The 15,824-nt window shown below is 64.3% G+C and carries 12 protein-coding genes; 4 read left to right on the top strand and 8 right to left on the bottom strand.

Annotated features, from left to right (window positions below; translation table 11 throughout):
• Window positions 1–187 precede the first annotated feature (187 nt).
• Both deoC and AC3EML_RS05750 read right to left on the bottom strand, forming a co-directional pair.
• Window positions 188–1,237, bottom strand: a complete 1,050-nt coding sequence (gene deoC / locus AC3EML_RS05755; protein WP_023806231.1) for a deoxyribose-phosphate aldolase — start codon at window positions 1,235–1,237, stop codon at window positions 188–190.
• Window positions 1,238–1,454: 217 nt separating this feature from the next.
• Window positions 1,455–2,282 carry a ferredoxin--NADP reductase gene (locus tag AC3EML_RS05750; RefSeq protein ID WP_023683551.1) on the bottom strand — a complete coding sequence of 276 codons (828 nt, stop codon included), beginning with the start codon at window positions 2,280–2,282 and terminating at the stop codon, window positions 1,455–1,457.
• A 221-nt stretch (window positions 2,283–2,503) separates the two neighbouring features.
• Between AC3EML_RS05750 and AC3EML_RS05745 the strand changes: the two genes are divergently transcribed.
• Window positions 2,504–4,588 (top strand): hydantoinase/oxoprolinase family protein, encoded by a 2,085-nt coding sequence (locus AC3EML_RS05745; RefSeq protein ID WP_352520594.1) that lies wholly within the window; start codon window positions 2,504–2,506, stop codon window positions 4,586–4,588.
• A gap of 1 nt (window position 4,589) precedes the next feature.
• Window positions 4,590–6,272 (top strand): hydantoinase B/oxoprolinase family protein, encoded by a 1,683-nt coding sequence (locus AC3EML_RS05740; protein WP_352520595.1) that lies wholly within the window; start codon window positions 4,590–4,592, stop codon window positions 6,270–6,272.
• Window positions 6,273–6,294: 22 nt separating this feature from the next.
• Here the strand turns inward: AC3EML_RS05740 and AC3EML_RS05735 are convergent, their stop codons facing one another.
• Complete coding sequence (locus tag AC3EML_RS05735) at window positions 6,295–7,185, bottom strand: SGNH/GDSL hydrolase family protein (RefSeq protein WP_023671297.1); 891 nt, start codon at window positions 7,183–7,185, stop codon at window positions 6,295–6,297.
• A gap of 254 nt (window positions 7,186–7,439) precedes the next feature.
• Between AC3EML_RS05735 and AC3EML_RS05730 the strand changes: the two genes are divergently transcribed.
• Both AC3EML_RS05730 and AC3EML_RS05725 read left to right on the top strand, forming a co-directional pair.
• Complete coding sequence (locus AC3EML_RS05730) at window positions 7,440–8,210, top strand: ABC transporter substrate-binding protein (protein WP_488505167.1); 771 nt, start codon at window positions 7,440–7,442, stop codon at window positions 8,208–8,210.
• A gap of 70 nt (window positions 8,211–8,280) precedes the next feature.
• Window positions 8,281–9,396: an aminomethyl transferase family protein gene (locus AC3EML_RS05725; RefSeq protein ID WP_023832562.1), complete on the top strand. Its 1,116-nt coding sequence runs from the start codon at window positions 8,281–8,283 to the stop codon at window positions 9,394–9,396.
• A 1-nt stretch (window position 9,397) separates the two neighbouring features.
• On the opposite strand, the gene AC3EML_RS05720 is transcribed toward AC3EML_RS05725, so the two are convergent.
• The 5 genes from AC3EML_RS05720 to AC3EML_RS05700 are packed head-to-tail and all read right to left on the bottom strand — an operon-like array spanning window position 9,398 to window position 15,818.
• A complete protein-coding gene (locus tag AC3EML_RS05720; RefSeq protein ID WP_023711349.1) occupies window positions 9,398–9,859 on the bottom strand; it encodes a MarR family winged helix-turn-helix transcriptional regulator in 462 nt (153 codons plus the stop codon).
• The gene (locus AC3EML_RS05715) at window positions 9,856–10,440 is read right to left on the bottom strand and encodes an amino acid synthesis family protein (protein WP_023832561.1); all 585 of its coding nucleotides are present in this window, start codon (window positions 10,438–10,440) and stop codon (window positions 9,856–9,858) included. The genes AC3EML_RS05720 and AC3EML_RS05715 overlap by 4 nt, the downstream gene beginning before the upstream one ends.
• Window positions 10,433–11,317 carry a UPF0280 family protein gene (locus tag AC3EML_RS05710; RefSeq protein ID WP_023832560.1) on the bottom strand — a complete coding sequence of 295 codons (885 nt, stop codon included), beginning with the start codon at window positions 11,315–11,317 and terminating at the stop codon, window positions 10,433–10,435. The genes AC3EML_RS05715 and AC3EML_RS05710 overlap by 8 nt, the downstream gene beginning before the upstream one ends.
• Window positions 11,317–12,858 carry a hypothetical protein gene (locus AC3EML_RS05705; protein WP_023695902.1) on the bottom strand — a complete coding sequence of 514 codons (1,542 nt, stop codon included), beginning with the start codon at window positions 12,856–12,858 and terminating at the stop codon, window positions 11,317–11,319. The genes AC3EML_RS05710 and AC3EML_RS05705 overlap by 1 nt, the downstream gene beginning before the upstream one ends.
• Window positions 12,855–15,818: a molybdopterin-dependent oxidoreductase gene (locus AC3EML_RS05700; protein WP_031193907.1), complete on the bottom strand. Its 2,964-nt coding sequence runs from the start codon at window positions 15,816–15,818 to the stop codon at window positions 12,855–12,857. Before AC3EML_RS05700 ends, AC3EML_RS05705 begins: the two co-directional genes overlap by 4 nt.
• Window positions 15,819–15,824: the final 6 nt, after the last annotated feature.

The following is a 15,824-nucleotide window of genomic DNA, read 5'->3' as shown; positions in this document are numbered from 1 at the left end:
CGCCCCCTTCTGTCCTGCCGGACATCTCCCCCACAAGGAGGGAGATTAGCCTTCGCGCCTGTCGGCTCTGAAACGTCGACAATTGGCGAAATCGCCGACGTTAGCCAATCTCCCCCCAAGTGGGGGAGATGTCCGGCAGGACAGAGGGAGGCGCGAAGGAACACGACGTTCAAGGCCTTCATCCGCCTCACGCCATTGCGTGGCGGTGATTGGCCGAATAATGCCCGGTCAGATGGTGCTCGAGCTGGCGCTCGATGTCGGTGAGGAGGCTCGAGGCGCCGAAGCGGAACAGGTCTGGCTCCAGCCATGGCCGGCCGAGCTCCTCCTTAATCAGCACCAGCCAGTCGAGCGAAGCCTTGGCTGTAGAGATGCCGCCGGCCGGCTTGAAGCCGATGAGAAAGCCGGTCTCCTCGAAATAGGCTCGGATGGCGCGCACCATGGCAAGGCCGACGGGCAGCGTGGCGTTGACGCTTTCCTTGCCGGTCGAGGTCTTGATGAAATCGGCGCCGGCCATCATCGCCACCATCGAGGCCAGCATGACATTGCGCAGCGTGGCGAGGTCGCCGGTGCCGAGAATGACCTTGAGATGCGCATCGCCGCAGGCTTCGCGCATCGAGACGATCTCGTTGTAGAGCTCCTGCCACTTGGCGCCGAAGACCAGGCCGCGCGGGATGACGACGTCGATCTCGTCCGCGCCGTCGCGCACCGATGCCTCGATCTCCTGCAGGCGGGTCGACAGCGGCGCAAGGCCGTGCGGGAAAGCGGTGGAGACGGCGGCGACATGGATGCCGGTGCCGCGCACGGCATCAACAGCCGTCGCGACGAATGGATGATAGACGCAGACCGCCGCCGGGCGGATTTTTTCGCCCTCGATCCCAAGCCCCTCGACGATGTCGCGGCGGAACGGGTTGATCGCCTTGGCGCACAGGCGGCGGACGCGCTCTTCGGTGTCGTTGGAATTCAGCGTCGTCAAATCCATGCAGGAGACGGCGCGCAGCAGCCATGCCGCCTGGTTGTCGGCCTTGATCGAACGACGCTTGGTCAGGCTGGCGACGCGGCGCTCCAGCGCCGAGCGATTGACCGAGCGCACCGATTCCATGAAGCCGAGATCGAGCCGCATGCCGGTGTTGCGGGCGATGCCATGCGATTGCGGAACGGGCGTGTTGGCTGCGGCACGCGCCGGCAGCGGCGTGACCTTGGACCCGCCGAGATCGGCTTCGCGGATTGTGCTGCTCATCTCCTGCCCTTTCGCTCGACGATTTTACGTCGTGGTGCGTGTCGTTGCTCCCGGACCGCACGGCGGCTTTAGGCGACGCACACCGAAGATAGCCCGTGAAGCATCGCTTCACGAGTCCTTCAAGCGGTCATAGCGGAAAAAGGCGGCGAAAGCAGCTGAATCTGACCGCATGGTCAAAATTCCAATCGAGAAGCAGGCGCCGAGGCGCCTGCTGATGTCAGCCGACGAAAGCGCGCTCGACGACGAAGGTCGAGGGATGGCTGAGCGAGCCCTCATGGAAGCCGAGGCTTTCGGCCATTTCCTTGACGTCCTTCAGCATATGCATCGAGCCGCAGATCATGATGCGGTCCGTCTCCGGATTGAGCTTCTCGATGCCGAGGTCGGCGTAGAACTTGCCCGAGCCGATCAGCGCCGTGATGCGGCCCATGCGCGCCGATTCTTCGCGGGTCGTCGAATTGTAGAGGGTGACGCGGCCGCCGGTCAGTTCGCCGATCAGGGGATCGTTCTCGAGCGCGGCCACCAGTTCCTGGCCATAGGTCAGTTCGGCATTGTCGCGGCAGGTGTGGGTCAGGATGACCTGATCGAATTTTTCGTAGGTATCGGGGTCGCGCAGAAGGCTGGCGAAGGGCGCAATGCCGGTGCCGGTCGAGATCATGAACAGGCGCTTTGCCGGGGTCAGCGCGTCGACAACCAGCGTGCCGGTCGACTTCTGGCGCATGATGACGGTGTCGCCGACCTGGATCTTCTGCAGTTCGGAGGTCAGCGGACCATCCGGCACCTTGATCGAGAAGAATTCCAGCTCCTCGTCCCAGGCCGGGCTGGCGACCGAATAGGCGCGGTACACCGGCTTTTCGGCATTGGGCAGACCGATCATGACGAACTCGCCGGAGCGGAAGCGCAACGACTGCGGGCGGGTGATGCGGAACGAGAACAGGCGGTCGGTGTAATGCTTCACCGAGACGACGGTTTCGGCATAGACATTGGCCGGAATCGGGAACTGCAGCGGACGGGCGCCGGCGGTGTTGAGTGCGGATGTGGTGTTCATCGATCCAACTCTGTCTTGCCCAAGCCACTACGCGGGCGCCAAACCGTTTCCTGCGCGCCCAGACCCTTCAGGTCCCGGCGTGCCGTTCACACACTCCAAAGCAGTGAGCTCTTGTGTCCCAAATTTATTAGTATACAAACGATATTTGTGTCAAGATACCACGCTAAAACAGCTTTCCAAACTGCGGCATATTCGTAGTTCCGCCATTTCGGATTTCGACAATGAAAGAGAATTTTTCGGTGCAACAACCGGATTCCCTGGGTCACGTCGTTGCCGGCATCGATGTCGGCGGAACCTTCACCGACCTCATTTTGATCGACGGCAAAGATGGCGGAAAGGTGCATATCGCCAAGACGCCCACCACCGTCGACAACCAGGCTTTCGGCGTGGTTTCAGCGCTCGGCGCCACCGGCTTTGCCATAGACGGCATCGACCTCATCGTGCATGGCACGACCACCACCACCAATGCGGTTCTGGAACGCCGGCTGGCGAAAACCGGCATGATCACCACGCGCGGTTTTCGCGACGTGATCGAGCTTGGCCGCCGCACACGGCCGCAGCCCTACGGCATGACCGGAAGCTTCGTTCCGATCATCCCGCGCGATCTCCGGCTCGAAGTGTCGGAGCGCGTCGAGGCGTCGGGCGCGGTGCGCACGCCGCTCGACGAGGCCGAGATGCGCGACGCCGTGAAGACGCTGATCGGGGCCGGCTGCGAGTCCCTGGTCATCCATTTCCTGCATTCCTACGCCAACCCTTCGCATGAGCGGCGCGCGGCCGAAATCGCCGCCGAGCTTTGGCCGAACGGCTACATCACGACTGGCCATGCGCTGCTGTCGGAAGCCCGCGAATTCGAGCGCGGGGTGACCGCCGCGGTCAACGCCTCGGTGCAGCCGATCCTCGAGCGTTATGTCGAGCGGCTGCGCAAGGAATTGGCTGCCAAGGGCTATGCCCGCGACTTCCTGATCATGAACGGCAATGGCGGCATGATCTCGGCCCGTTTCGTCACCCGCGAATCGGCCAAGACCGTGATGTCCGGCCCGGCCTCCGGCGTCATCGCCGCCGCCTATACGGGCAAGCGCGCCGGCTTTGAAAACCTCGTCACCTACGACATGGGCGGCACCTCGACCGACGTGGCGCTGATCCGGAATGCGGAGCCCGCCGTCTCGAACGAGATCGAGATCGAATATGCGATGCCGATCCATGTGCCGATGGTGGCGGTGCATACGGTCGGTGCCGGCGGCGGCTCCATCGCCCGGGTCGATGCCGCCGGGCTGATCCAGATCGGCCCGGAAAGTGCCGGCGCCAATCCCGGCCCGATCTGCTACGGCCGCGGCGGCCTGGAGCCGACCATCACCGACGCCAATCTGGTGCTCGGGCGGCTGGCGCCGAAGAAGCTGCTGGCGGTCGAAAATCCGGTCACCGTCGAGCGCGTCACCGGCATCTTCGAAGACAGAATAGGCAAGGCCGCCGGCCTCTCCGGCGTCGAGGCGGCGGGCGCGGTGCTGCGCCTCGGCAACATGAAGATGGCCGGCGCCATCCGCATGGTCTCGGTGTCGCGCGGCCATGATCCGCGCGATTTCGCGCTGTTCGCCTTCGGTGGCGCCGGACCGTTGCATGCCTCCGCGCTGGCGCGCGAACTCGGCCTGCCCCGCGTGCTGGTGCCGGCCCGTCCGGGCATCACCAATGCGCTCGGCTGCGTCGTGGCCGATCTGCGTCACGACTTCGTCAACACCATCAACCAGCCGGTCGCCGTGCTCGATGAAGCCCGGCTTCGCGAGGTGCTGGAACGTCACCGCGGGGAAGGCGAGGAACTGATCGGCAAGGAAGCGGTGAAGCCGGAAACGATCCGCGTTACGCACTCTGCCGACATGCAGTTTGTCGGCCAGACCCACATCATCAACGTGCCGTTGCCGTCTTCATCGGTGACAAGGCAGGAGTTGCAGGCGCTGTTCGAAAAAGCCTATTTTGCCCGCTTCAAGGTCGAGTTGCCGGAGATCCGCGCCAATCTGGTCAACCTCAACACGTCGGTGACGGGCGTGCGGCCGGCAATCGACCTGTCACGGCTGATCGACCCGGCCGGACGTACAAAGACGCTAGACGAGGCGCTGCGCGAAACAAGGCCTGTCTGGTACGCAGGACGCTGGCACGATACGCCGATATACGCACGCGAAAAGCTGCCGCCCGATGCCGTCATCGAAGGGCCGGCGATCCTCGAACAGATGGATGCGACCACCGTGCTCGAACCCGGCGACCGCGCAAGATCGGACGCCGACGGCAACATCATCATCGACATTGGCGAGGCCTGAGATGCAAAAGCTCGACGCCATCACGCTTTCGGTCCTGCAGGCAGCCTTGCAGCAGGTCTGCGACGAGATGGATCTCACTTTCTCCCGCGCGGCCTTCTCGCCTGTCATCGCCGAAGCCAATGACCGCTCCGACGGCATCTACTCGGCCGTCGACGGTTCGTTGATCGCACAAGGCAGCCAGGGCCTGCCGGTGTTCGTCGGCGTCATGCAGTATTCGACCAGGACGGTGATCGAGATGATCGCCAACGGCCGTTGCCTGTCGCCGGAACCCGGCGACATCTACGTCGTCAACGATCCCTATCTCGGCGGCACGCATCTGATGGACGTGCGCTTCGCCATGCCGGTCTACCGCGACGGCAAGATATTTTGCTGGCTATCGAATACCGGCCACTGGCCCGATATCGGTGGCTCGGTGCCGGGCGGCTTCTCCGCTTCCGCGACCGCCGTCGAGCAGGAAGGCCTGCGGCTGCCGCCGGTCAAGCTGTTCAAGAAGGGCGTGCTGGACACGGAAATCTACGCCATCATCTGCTCCAACATCCGCGTCGCCGACCAGCGCATCGGCGATATAAGAGCGCAGGCCGCCGCATTGCTGATCGGCCAGGACAGGCTCAATGGAATCCTGAATCGTTACGGGGACGAAACCGTCGTCGGGGCGATCGCCGAACTGCGTCGCCGCGCCGCCGAGCAGATGCGCGCCAACATCTCCGCCATTCCAGACGGCACCTATAGCTCGAAGGCCTTTGTCGACTCGGACGGCGTGGTCAACGAGCCGCTGACCATCGCGCTCGCCGTCGAGAAGCAGGGCGACACGCTGACCTTCGATTTTACCGGCTCGTCAAAACCATGCGCGGGGCCGATGAACAGCGTGCTGGCGACGACATTGTCGTCGGTCTATCTCGCCATGCGCCATATTTTCCCTGATGTGCCGATCAGCGCCGGCGCTTTCGAGCCGCTGATCGTCAAGCGGCCGGAAGGCACGTTCCTCGACGCCAAATACCCGCGTCCCGTCTCCGGCTGTGCGGCTGAAGTCTCGCAGCGCATCGCCGAGGCGGTGTTCGCGGCGATGGTGCAGGCGCTGCCGGAAAAGGTGACGGCCGCGCCCGCCGGCTCCAGCGGCAATTTCGCGCTGGGCGGCAACGATCCGGCGCGCGGCCGCGACTATGTGATGTATCAGATCTCCGGCGGCGGCTATGGCGGCAATTCCGGCCATGACGGCCTGACCAATGGCTGCTCGACCATCGGCATTTCGAAATCGCCGCCGGTCGAGATCATGGAGCAGGCGTTTCCTGTGCTCTACCGCCACTATGCCTTGCGCGAAGGCTCGGGCGGCGCCGGCAAGCAGCGCGGCGGCTTCGGCCTCGCCTATGAGGTCGAGATCTTGCGAGGCGAAGCGCGCGCGTCCTTCGTCATGGACCATGGCCGTTTCGGCCCGCAAGGCGCGCTCGGCGGCAGGGACGGCGCGGTCAACACGGTGACCGTGTTCCGCGCCGGCGAGGCACATGTGCCGCCGCATCTGTCCAAGGAGCAGGACATCGCGCTCAAGGCCGGCGACCGCGTGCGCGTCGGCACGCCGGGCGGTGGCGGCTATGGCGATCCGCGTCAGCGCGACCCGAAACTGGTCGCCGAAGACATCAGGCTTGGTTACTACACCGATGAACAAGCCAAAGAGCTGTTCGGAACCTGACAGCCGACACGCCCGAGCCGCGTCAGGTCTGCAGCTTGGCCTTCAGCGCATCGGCGAATTTTTGCGCGATCTTCTTGAAGCCGGCGGGATCGGGATGCAGTTCGTTGGCCCAGTCGGCCACCTTCAACGTTCCCTGCGTGTCGACCAGATGGAAATTGTTGTTGGGATCGTCGGCCAGGCGCTTTACCACATCGCGGAACGCCGCCAGCGCGTCGTGAACGATGACCGTGCCCTTGGCGACCGTCCAGTTGCAGAAATCGAGCGACGGTTTCAGCCACGGGCCGACACAGGACGGATGCGCTCCGTTCGGGATCGGGAAATCATAGCAATGGCCAAAGATCGGCACGCCTGGCGCGACGCGGTCGCGCAGCGCGAACAAATCGAGATAGCAGGCCTCGACCATGCCGAGCGCCTTGGTGAAGCGGTTCTTGTTCAGCCCGGGGGCGTGGCCGTCATTGAAGTCGAGGAAGATGCAGAACTGGTCGCCGGCAATGTCGTTGCCACCGGCAGAGAACAGGATGGCATCGGGCTTGCCGTCCAGCCAGTTGGCCTTGTTGCGCAGGGCGGCGATCATGCGCTGCTGCTTGGGCAGCGACATCTCGTCGGTCGCCGCATCGCCATGATGGGCAAGGTTGAGGATGGTCGGCGGCATCGAGCCGATGCGGCGCAGCTGCGCGATCACGTCGGTGTCGACGAACGGAAAGCCGTTGCCGGTGAGCGGATAGTCGAACCAGGAATCGCCCTGCGCTAGCATCACCAGCGGCCGGTTGGCGACGGCCGCCTCGAGATTGCCGGCGCTTTCCCTTGCGGTTTCGAGCCGCTCGATGTTGGCCTGGTGAACCTTGATGCGCTTGGCGATGTCGTCGTCTATGCGCCGCTGCGCGGCTTCCTGCACGAATTCCTGCTGGTCCATCCCCAGGTCCCTCCCACGACCGTCTACTTCCAGCTGAGCATGCGCCCATGTCCATGATCGGTCTGTAATTTAGATCACAGTAAGATTCCTGGGGAAGGACGGCTTGCCGCGCCGTGATCGCCGCAGAGCATGTCGTTTCCGTCTCCGTGGGGCCTGCAAAAGACCATAGACTTCTATCCTTGTTTTCGCGCAATTCCGGACGGGAAACCGCCAACACCTTCCCTGGAATTGCTTAGTCAACGGAGATCAGGAACATGCGTCTTTTCGGTCGTTTCGTGCTTGCCGCTTCCGCCGCCCTGCTGCTTGGGACCGGTGCTGCCTCCGCCGAGAAACTCAGGATCGGGACCGAGGGCGCCTATCCGCCCTTCAACTATGCCAATTCGGACGGCACGCTGGGCGGCTTCGACATCGACCTCGGCAAGGCGCTGTGTGCCGAGATGAAGGCCGAGTGCGAATTCTCCGTGCAGGATTTCGATGGTTCCATTCCGGCGCTGCAGGCCGGCAAGTTCGACGCCATCATCAACATCACCATCACGCCGGAACGGGCCGAGAAGGTCGAGTTCACCCACAAATATTACCAGACGCCGCCGGCCATCGCCGTGCCGAAGGATTTGACCATCGCCGGCACATCGCCGGACGATCTGAAGGGCAAGGTGCTGGGCGTGCAGAGCGCAACCATCCACCAGAATTTCGCCGAGCAGAAATACTCCGGCTCGACCGTGAAAGCGTATCCGACCGGCGACGACGCCCGCACCGACATGGCCAATGGCCGGCTCGACGCGATGATGGATGGCTCGATCATCCTGACCGAATGGCTGAAGAAGCCCGATGGCGCCTGCTGCAAATTGCTCGGCACGCTGACCGCCGATCCGGCCATTCATGGACCCGGCGTCGGCATCGCCCTGCAAAAGGGCAACAAGGAACTGGCCGACAAGTTCAATGCCGCCATCGACGCCCTGCGTGCCAACGGCAAGTACAAGGAAATCAACGACAAATACTTCTCGTTCGACGTTTACGGAAGTTAACCCCTTCACCGCTCCTACCTCGGCAGCGCCATCAGGCGCTGCCGTTTTCATGAGATGACGGAGAAGTTTCTTGGTTGAGCGGCGCTCCCCTTTCTACACCAGCATCGTTGGCCTCGGCGCCACGATGGGCCGGGTCGGCGGCGACTTCGTCTCGGCCAAAACTTATTCCGGCATCGCCGACGAGCATCTGAACACGCGCAAGAATGTCGGCGTGCAGGATCTCAGCACCATGGGCAAGATGGACATCAAGGGGGCGGAAGCCGAGGCGCTGGTCAACCACATAATCGCCAACGATGCGGCCGCGATGAGCCCCGGCCAGGTGCGCTATTCCACCGTCTGCCGCGACGATGGCGGCATCATGGACGACCTCACCGTGTTCCGGCTGGCGCCTGAGCATTTCATGCTGGTGACCGGCTCGGTCAACCGGCTGAAGATGCTGCCCTGGCTGCAACATCATGCTGAAGCGCGAAAGGCCTATGTCACCGACATCACGGCGGCCGTCGCCTTTCCGACGATACAGGGGCCGCGTTCACGCGAGCTGCTGAAAGCACTGGTTTCGGATGCCGATCTCGATGAGTTGAAACGCTGGGCGTTCACTTCAGGGCGCGTCGGCGAGACCAAAGTCCTGATCTCACGCACCGGGGTGACCGGCGAGCTCGGCTTCGAACTGTTCGTGCCGGCGGACGAGGCCACTTCCGTCTGGGACGCGCTGATGCGGACCGGTAGCGATTTCGGCCTGAAGCCATACGGCGTGCTGGCCATGTTCACGCTCGGGCTGGAAAAGGCCTATCCGGCGCATGGCATCGACATGGACGAGAGCCGTACGCCCTTCCATGTCGGGCTCGATCGCTGGATCAAGTTCGACAAGGGCGAGTTCATCGGCCGCGAGGCATTGCGCACAATTCGCGACAAGGGGCTCGACGAACGCTGGACCGGGCTGATTCTCGACGGTGACAAGCCGGCCGCGACGGATGCCAGGGTTTTCGCCGACGGCGAGGATGCCGGCGTCGTCACCTACAGCGATCACGGCTATTCCTTAGGCAAAGTTCTGGCGACGGCGCATTTGCGGCTGCCGTTCACCGCCATCGGGACCGAACTCAGCATCGACATTGACGGCAAGCCGACCCGCGCGGTGGTGGCGCCGATGCCATTCTTCGATCCTGAAGGCGCTCGGCTGCGGGCCTAAATCAGGCTAACTTCGCTAGCAGCCGCATAAACGTGGCCGCTTCCTTGGCCGTCAGCGGCGCCAGTGTCTCCTGGGTGATGGCGCGGGCCAACGGGATCAGCCGTTCGATCGCCTCGCGTCCCTCTGGCGTGAGACTGACCAGCAGGCGCCTTTTGTCGACCTCATGCTTGGTCAGGTCGACCAGGCCACGCGCCTTCAGCCGATCGATCACGCCCTTGACGGTCGCCGCATCCATGGCGATCAGCGTTCCCAACTGGTTCTGCGAGGTCTCGCCGACATCGTGCAATTTGGCGAGCGCTGCGAATTGCGGCGGCGTCAGGTCGCTGATCTGGGCGGCAAAGATCGAGACATGGCGCTGATGCGCCTTGCGCAGGATGAAGCCGACCTGCTCCTGCAGGCGGTAGTCATGATCGTCAGGCTCTTCGGCCTCGACCAGTTTCAGAAGATTGTCACCGCCGCTCATCGCAAGCCGTCCCAAGCCTTGATATCGCCAACCGCGAGGCCGCCCATACGGTCGTGCACGCGCGGGCCGCAGCTCATCGCGAGGCAGAACAGGATTTCGTCGGCACGCGGCCCGTCGCTGATGCCGACTTCCATGGCGTCGAAATGGCTGCGGACATAGGCAGCGTTGGTGTGGCCGAGCGGCACGTCAAGCCGCGAGCCGAAGGCGCCGACCTTGGTTGCCGACGGCACGATCGCCTTGGCGTCGCCGAGCCGCTCGCGCATGGCGTAGCCGCCAGGAACGTGCCACAGCGCGCCGTGCTCCAGCTCCCCCGACGAGCCGACAATGGTGCCCTTGCCGTAGGCGTCGATCTGCTTGATGTCGCCGCCCAATGCGGCAATGAGCTTGCCGGTGAGCAGCAGGCCGAGCGGCTTCAGATCGTCCATGGCGCTCTGCAGTTCTTCGACGTAGCGGCCGGCGAACGGGTTCTTCACCAAGGCCACGGCTGCAGCGCGGCGGCGCGGCAGAGCAGCGACCGGCCCGCCATCGTGAAAGATCTCTTCGGTCAGAACCGCGATTTTGCGGATCGGAAACTCAAGCATGGGCAACTTCCTTCCCTGGATTTTTGTTGGGCGCGGCAAGCGCCATGGAACCACTGATGCGCGCTTCCCCACCTAGAAACAGCGCCGATGCGGCAATCAGGCCGCGCCGGCGAAAATCTTCGGCGACGGCAAGGCCATTGTCCAGCGCCCGCTCCACATCGCCACGCACGAGCATGCCGACGGCTTGTGTCACCAGCCGTGCACCGAGATCGCTGTCGGGCGCCAGTTCTTGCGCGGCAATGCGCTTGATGGCGGGATTGCCGGGCAGGTCGACGGCGTTGGCGATGAGTGTCGCCGCCGCATCGGCCTCGGCGCCGGTGCGGGCCAGCACGGTGACGGCGTCGGCAATGCCAAGCGAGAACGAACGGCCGCGCCAGCCGCTGGTGGCGACGCCGCGCACGCCGTCCGCCGAGCGAATGGTGAGGCGGTCGGCCATGCCGTTGCCGGTGCCGGCGATCGCCAGGTTCATCGACTGGCCCTTGCCGATATGGAGGGCGCTGTCGCCGCCATTGTTGACATAGGCCCGGTCGAGCTTGCGACCGGCAAGCAATGCCGAGAGCATTTCGTCGGCTACCGATCCGGCGACGGCGGCCATCGGCGTGATGAAGCATTCCGCCAAGGGCATGACGGCTGCTTCCATGCGCCGCGCCGTCGGGCCGGCGAAGGTGCGCGGCGCCAGGAAAAATGCCGGCAGCCGCAATTCGGGAAGCTCCTCGACCAACTCGATCAGGATCGTCTGGAAGCGCTCGATCGCCTGCTCGTAGGCGGCACGACACTCATCCGCCTCGCCAAAGGCCTGGACGATCAGGTCGATCGGCCCGTGGTTGAGATGCAGCCGCTTGCCGTCCTGCAGCCAGTTGACCTGCGGGCGTTGCATCACCCGGCCCCATTCGAGCCGGCGCGGCGCAATTGCGCCAGCGGCGGCCATGGGTTTTGAGCCTCGGCGGCTGAACCGCGACGCGGGTTGAGATACTCGCCGCCTTTGGCAACGATATCCTCGACGCTTCGTATCTCGGCCTCGTAGCCGCCCAGCCGGACATAGTCGTCGCGACGCAGCGTGAATTCGATCGGCGCCACCAGTGCCGGGGTCGGGACATAACCGAACGCGCCTTCCGGCACGCGCATGACGTCGACCATCAGCGTGATGCCGCCGCCCGGCCAGACATAGACCGGCGCGCCGCCAACGGTAACATAGGTCTTCAAGCCCTGCACCGAGCGGGTGAGATTGACCGGGTTTTCGGTGACGCCGGCGCGCAGCGAACCGCCGGCGCCGCCGATGAACAGCACGGTGCAGAGCGCCGGCTCGCAATTGTCCTCGATCAGGCCGACCGATTTCTGCAGCCGCTCGGGGAACGGTTTTTCAACCGGCTTCAACTCGTCGTCGAGTTCGTAATAGGCGAACTGCTCGCCGGTGGTCGACACCATCAGCAGCGACAGGCCGGGGCGGGCGCCCTTCTTGGCGTTCCATCCGCCGAGGATCGACAGCGGGTCGGAAATCGAGGTGCCGCCCCAGCCAAGGCCGGGCTCGGAGACCTTGAAATAGCGGCCCGGCGTCGAGCGGCGGCCGATGATCTTGATGCCGGTGTCCTGCCAGCCCAGCACCTTGCCGGCCTGATGCTCGGAGACAACGCCGGTGATATGGTCGTCGACCACCACCACCTCGTCGACTAGGCCGCGCCATTGCGTGGCGAACATGCCGATCGTGGCCGAGCCGCAGCCGACCCGCATACGGTGTTCCTGCTTGCCGTCGATGACAGGTGGTTTGCCGGCTTCGACGATGATGGTGGCGCCGCCATCGATGGTCAGTTCGACCGGCTTGCGATTGCACAGACTGAGCATCGCGTCGCAGGTTGCCCGGCCTTCGGCCTTAGAGCCACCGGTCAAATGATGCACTCCGCCGAGCGACAGCATCTGCGAGCCGTATTCGCCTGTCGTGACGTGGCCGATCGGCTCGCCTTGCGCGCGCACGATTGCCGTTTCGGGACCGAGATGGCGGTCGGTGTCGATCTTCACCTTGACGCCGCAGTACGAAAAAATGCCTTCGGTGACCACGGTCACCAGATCGACCCCCTCGACCTCCTGGCTGACGATGAAGGGAGCCGGCTTGTAGTCGGGATAGGTGGTGCCGGCGCCGATTGCAGTGACGAAGCGGCGGCCGGTGTTGACCAGTTCGCCGTCCCATTGCTCGCCCTCGGCAGTGAAAGGCACGACCGCGGCGCCGCTCTCTGCCGCATGGTCGAGGATGGTCAGCGGGTCCATACGCACGATGCGGCCACCGACATTGCCGTAGCGGTCGCAGGCGCCGGTGCGGCCATCGGCGATGTAGCACATCACCGGACAGGCATCGCAGCGGATCTTTTCCGCCACCAGCTTTTCGCCCGGATCGTGGGTTTCGAAGCGTTCGGCAAGCTCGCTCATCGGCGTGCCTCCTTGTCGCGGATGCCATCTTTTTCGCGGATGGCGGCGCGGATGCGCGCCGGCGTCGCCGGAACCTTGGTGATGAGAACGCCGGTGGCGTGGCGTATGGCGTTGAGGATGGCGGGTGCGGTCGGGATCAGCACATGCTCGCCCAGGCCCTTGGCGCCGAACGGTCCCTCCGGATCGGGAACCTCGATCAATATGTGCTCGATCTCAGGCACATCGCCGATGGTCGGGATGAGATAGTCGTGCAAATTCTCGGTGCGACCGGGGATGTATTCCTCCATCAGCGCCATGCCGATGCCTTGCGCGATGCCACCTTCGATCTGGCCTTCGACCAGCAGCGGGTTGATAGCCTTGCCGACATCGTGCGCGGCGGTGATTTTCAAGAGCTTCACCGTGCCGAGCTTGAGATCGACTTCGAGTTCGGCGATCTGCGCGCCATAGCCATAGACGGCGTAAGGCTTGCCCTGGCCCTTGGCATCGAGCGGCAGCGTCGGCGGATCGTAGGTCTCCTCGGCGCGGAAGACGAAACCGCCCGCATCGACATCGAGGGCGGGGAGATCGATGCGCCGAGTGGCTTCGCCCTCGCGAATGACGATCACCGGACCGTCCAATTGCAGGGCAGCTTTCTCCGAGACATTGGCAAAACGCAGGATCTTTTCGCGCAAGGCGCGGCCGGCTTTTTCGGCCGCCTTGCCGGTGACAAAAGTCTGGCGCGAGGCCGATGTTTTGCCGGCGTCCGGGCTGATCGCGGTGTCGGCGCTTCTCAGCTTGAATTTTTCCAGCGGCAGGCCGAGTGCGTCGGCGCAGATCTGGGCGATGACGGTGTTGGAGCCCTGGCCGATATCGACGGCGCCCTGGTGCAGGATGACGTCGCCGTCTGGCGAGATACCGACCCTTATGGTCGACGGATTGGGCAGCGAGGTGTTGCCGCAGCCATACCAGCAGGACGCGATGCCGACGCCGCGCCTTTTGCTCGTATTGGCATTGTTGAATGTATCTGCGTCGACCTTCGCGCGAGCCCAATGCGGCCGCAAGGAGTCGAGGCACTCGAAGATACCGACTCCCGACTCCAGTCGCTGTCCGGTAACCGTTTCGGATCCGTTCCGAAGGCAGTTTCTCAGGCGAAAATCGAGCCGGTCCATGCCGAGCTTGCCGGCAAGCTCATCATAGAGCGTTTCCTGCATGATCGTCGCCTGCGGCACGCCGAAGCCACGGAAGGCGCCGGAAATCGGCCCGTGGGTGTGGATGGCGCGGCCTTCGGCGCGGTAATTCGGCGTCGCATAGGGACCGGAGGCATGCACCGGCACGCGGTTGGCGACAGTCGGCCCCCAACTGGCATAGGCGCCGGTGTTGAAATCGCCGGAAAAGATCATGCCGGTGACATGGCCTTCGGCGTCAGTGCCGATGGTCGCCTTCATCTCGGCGGGGTGGCGCTTGGTGGTCGACATCATCGATTCGGTGCGGGTGTAGGCAAGCGCCGCCGGCCGGCCGGTTTTCAGTGCCACAAGGCCGATGAGCGGCTGCAGCGACACGTCGAGCTTCGAGCCGAAGCCGCCGCCGGTCGCGGTCGGCACGATGCGCACCTTGTCGACGGCAAGACCGAGCACCTTTGCCGTTTCGTCACGGTCCATATAGGGGGCCTGGGTGCAGGCGACGACGACCAGCGTGTCGCCGTCCATGTAGGCATGGCCGGCTTCCGGCTCGATATAGGCGTGCTCGACATAGGAGGTGTCGATGGCACCGGACACCGTGTAAGCAGCCTCGCCAAGCGCCGTCTCGGGGTCGCCGCGCTCGACAAAGCCCTTGGTCAACAAATTGGCCGGGCGGTTCGCGTGGATGAGCGCAGCCCCTTCTGCCTGCGCGTCGCCGGGCTGCAGAAAATGCGGCAGCTCGGTCCAGCGGACCGGGAAATCCTGGAGGTCGAGATCGAGCATGGCCTCGCGCTCGCCGGCGACCAGCGCCACTGCCTCGCCGCGCAGCCGCGCAAAGCCTTCGGCCAGCGCCGGCTGGTCGGCAAACGGACCGATGACGCCGAAACAGTTTTTTCCCGGGATGTCGGCGGCGGTGAAGACGCCGGCGATGCCGGGATGCGACTTCACCCAGCCCTCCAGGTCGCCGAAGGCGAAGCCGGCATGATAATGCGGCGAGCGGACCACCAGCACAGCCAGCGCATCGGCGGGAAAGGCATCGCCGCCGAATTTTTCAGCGCCGGTGATTTTTGGCACGCCGTCGAGCCGGACCGGGGAGGCGCCTACAGCATTCCCTGTGGTTGGCATTCTACGTTCAAAGTTGAATTCCAACGAATGACGTTGGCGCTGCCCCTCACCCTTACCCTCTCCCCGTGAAGAACGGGGAGCGGGGAGCGTCGGCGCTGGAGCACTTCCCTTCTCCCCGTCACTATACGGGGTGAGGGTGCCGGCAGGCGGATGAGGGGCAGCGCCGTCGGTCGACGTCTCGAACCGTCCCGCATCCATCACTGCCGCGATGATCTTTCTGTAGCCGGTGCAACGGCAGAGGATGCCGCCCAGCGCATCCTGCACCTCGGTCTCGGTCGGATTCGGCGTGCCATCCAGCAGCGCCGTTGCCGCGACCAGCAGCGCCGGCGTGCAGATGCCGCATTGCGCGGCGCCATGCGCCAGGAAGGACGCCTGCAGAGCCGAGAGCCGGCCATTGGCGAGGCCTTCGACGGTCGTTACGGACGTCCCGGCTGCGGAGGCCGCCGGCATCAGGCAGGCGCAGACGGCGTCGCCGTCGACCAGCACCGTGCAGGCGCCGCAATCGCCGGCATCGCAGCCAACCTTGGTGCCCGTCAGCTGCAATTCGTCGCGCAAAACCTGCGACAGACGGCGCAGCGGCGGCACATTGACCGAGACGGCGGCGCCATTGACGGCGAAGGCGATCTCGGCGCGATCGAGGCCGACGCCCGGCACGAGGTCGGGCAGGGCTTCAATCATCTCGGA

It is taken from the genome of Mesorhizobium sp. P170090, from assembly GCF_057786115.1.
Note: the sequence above shows the minus strand (reverse complement) of the source record. Positions and strands in the feature narration are given on the sequence as shown.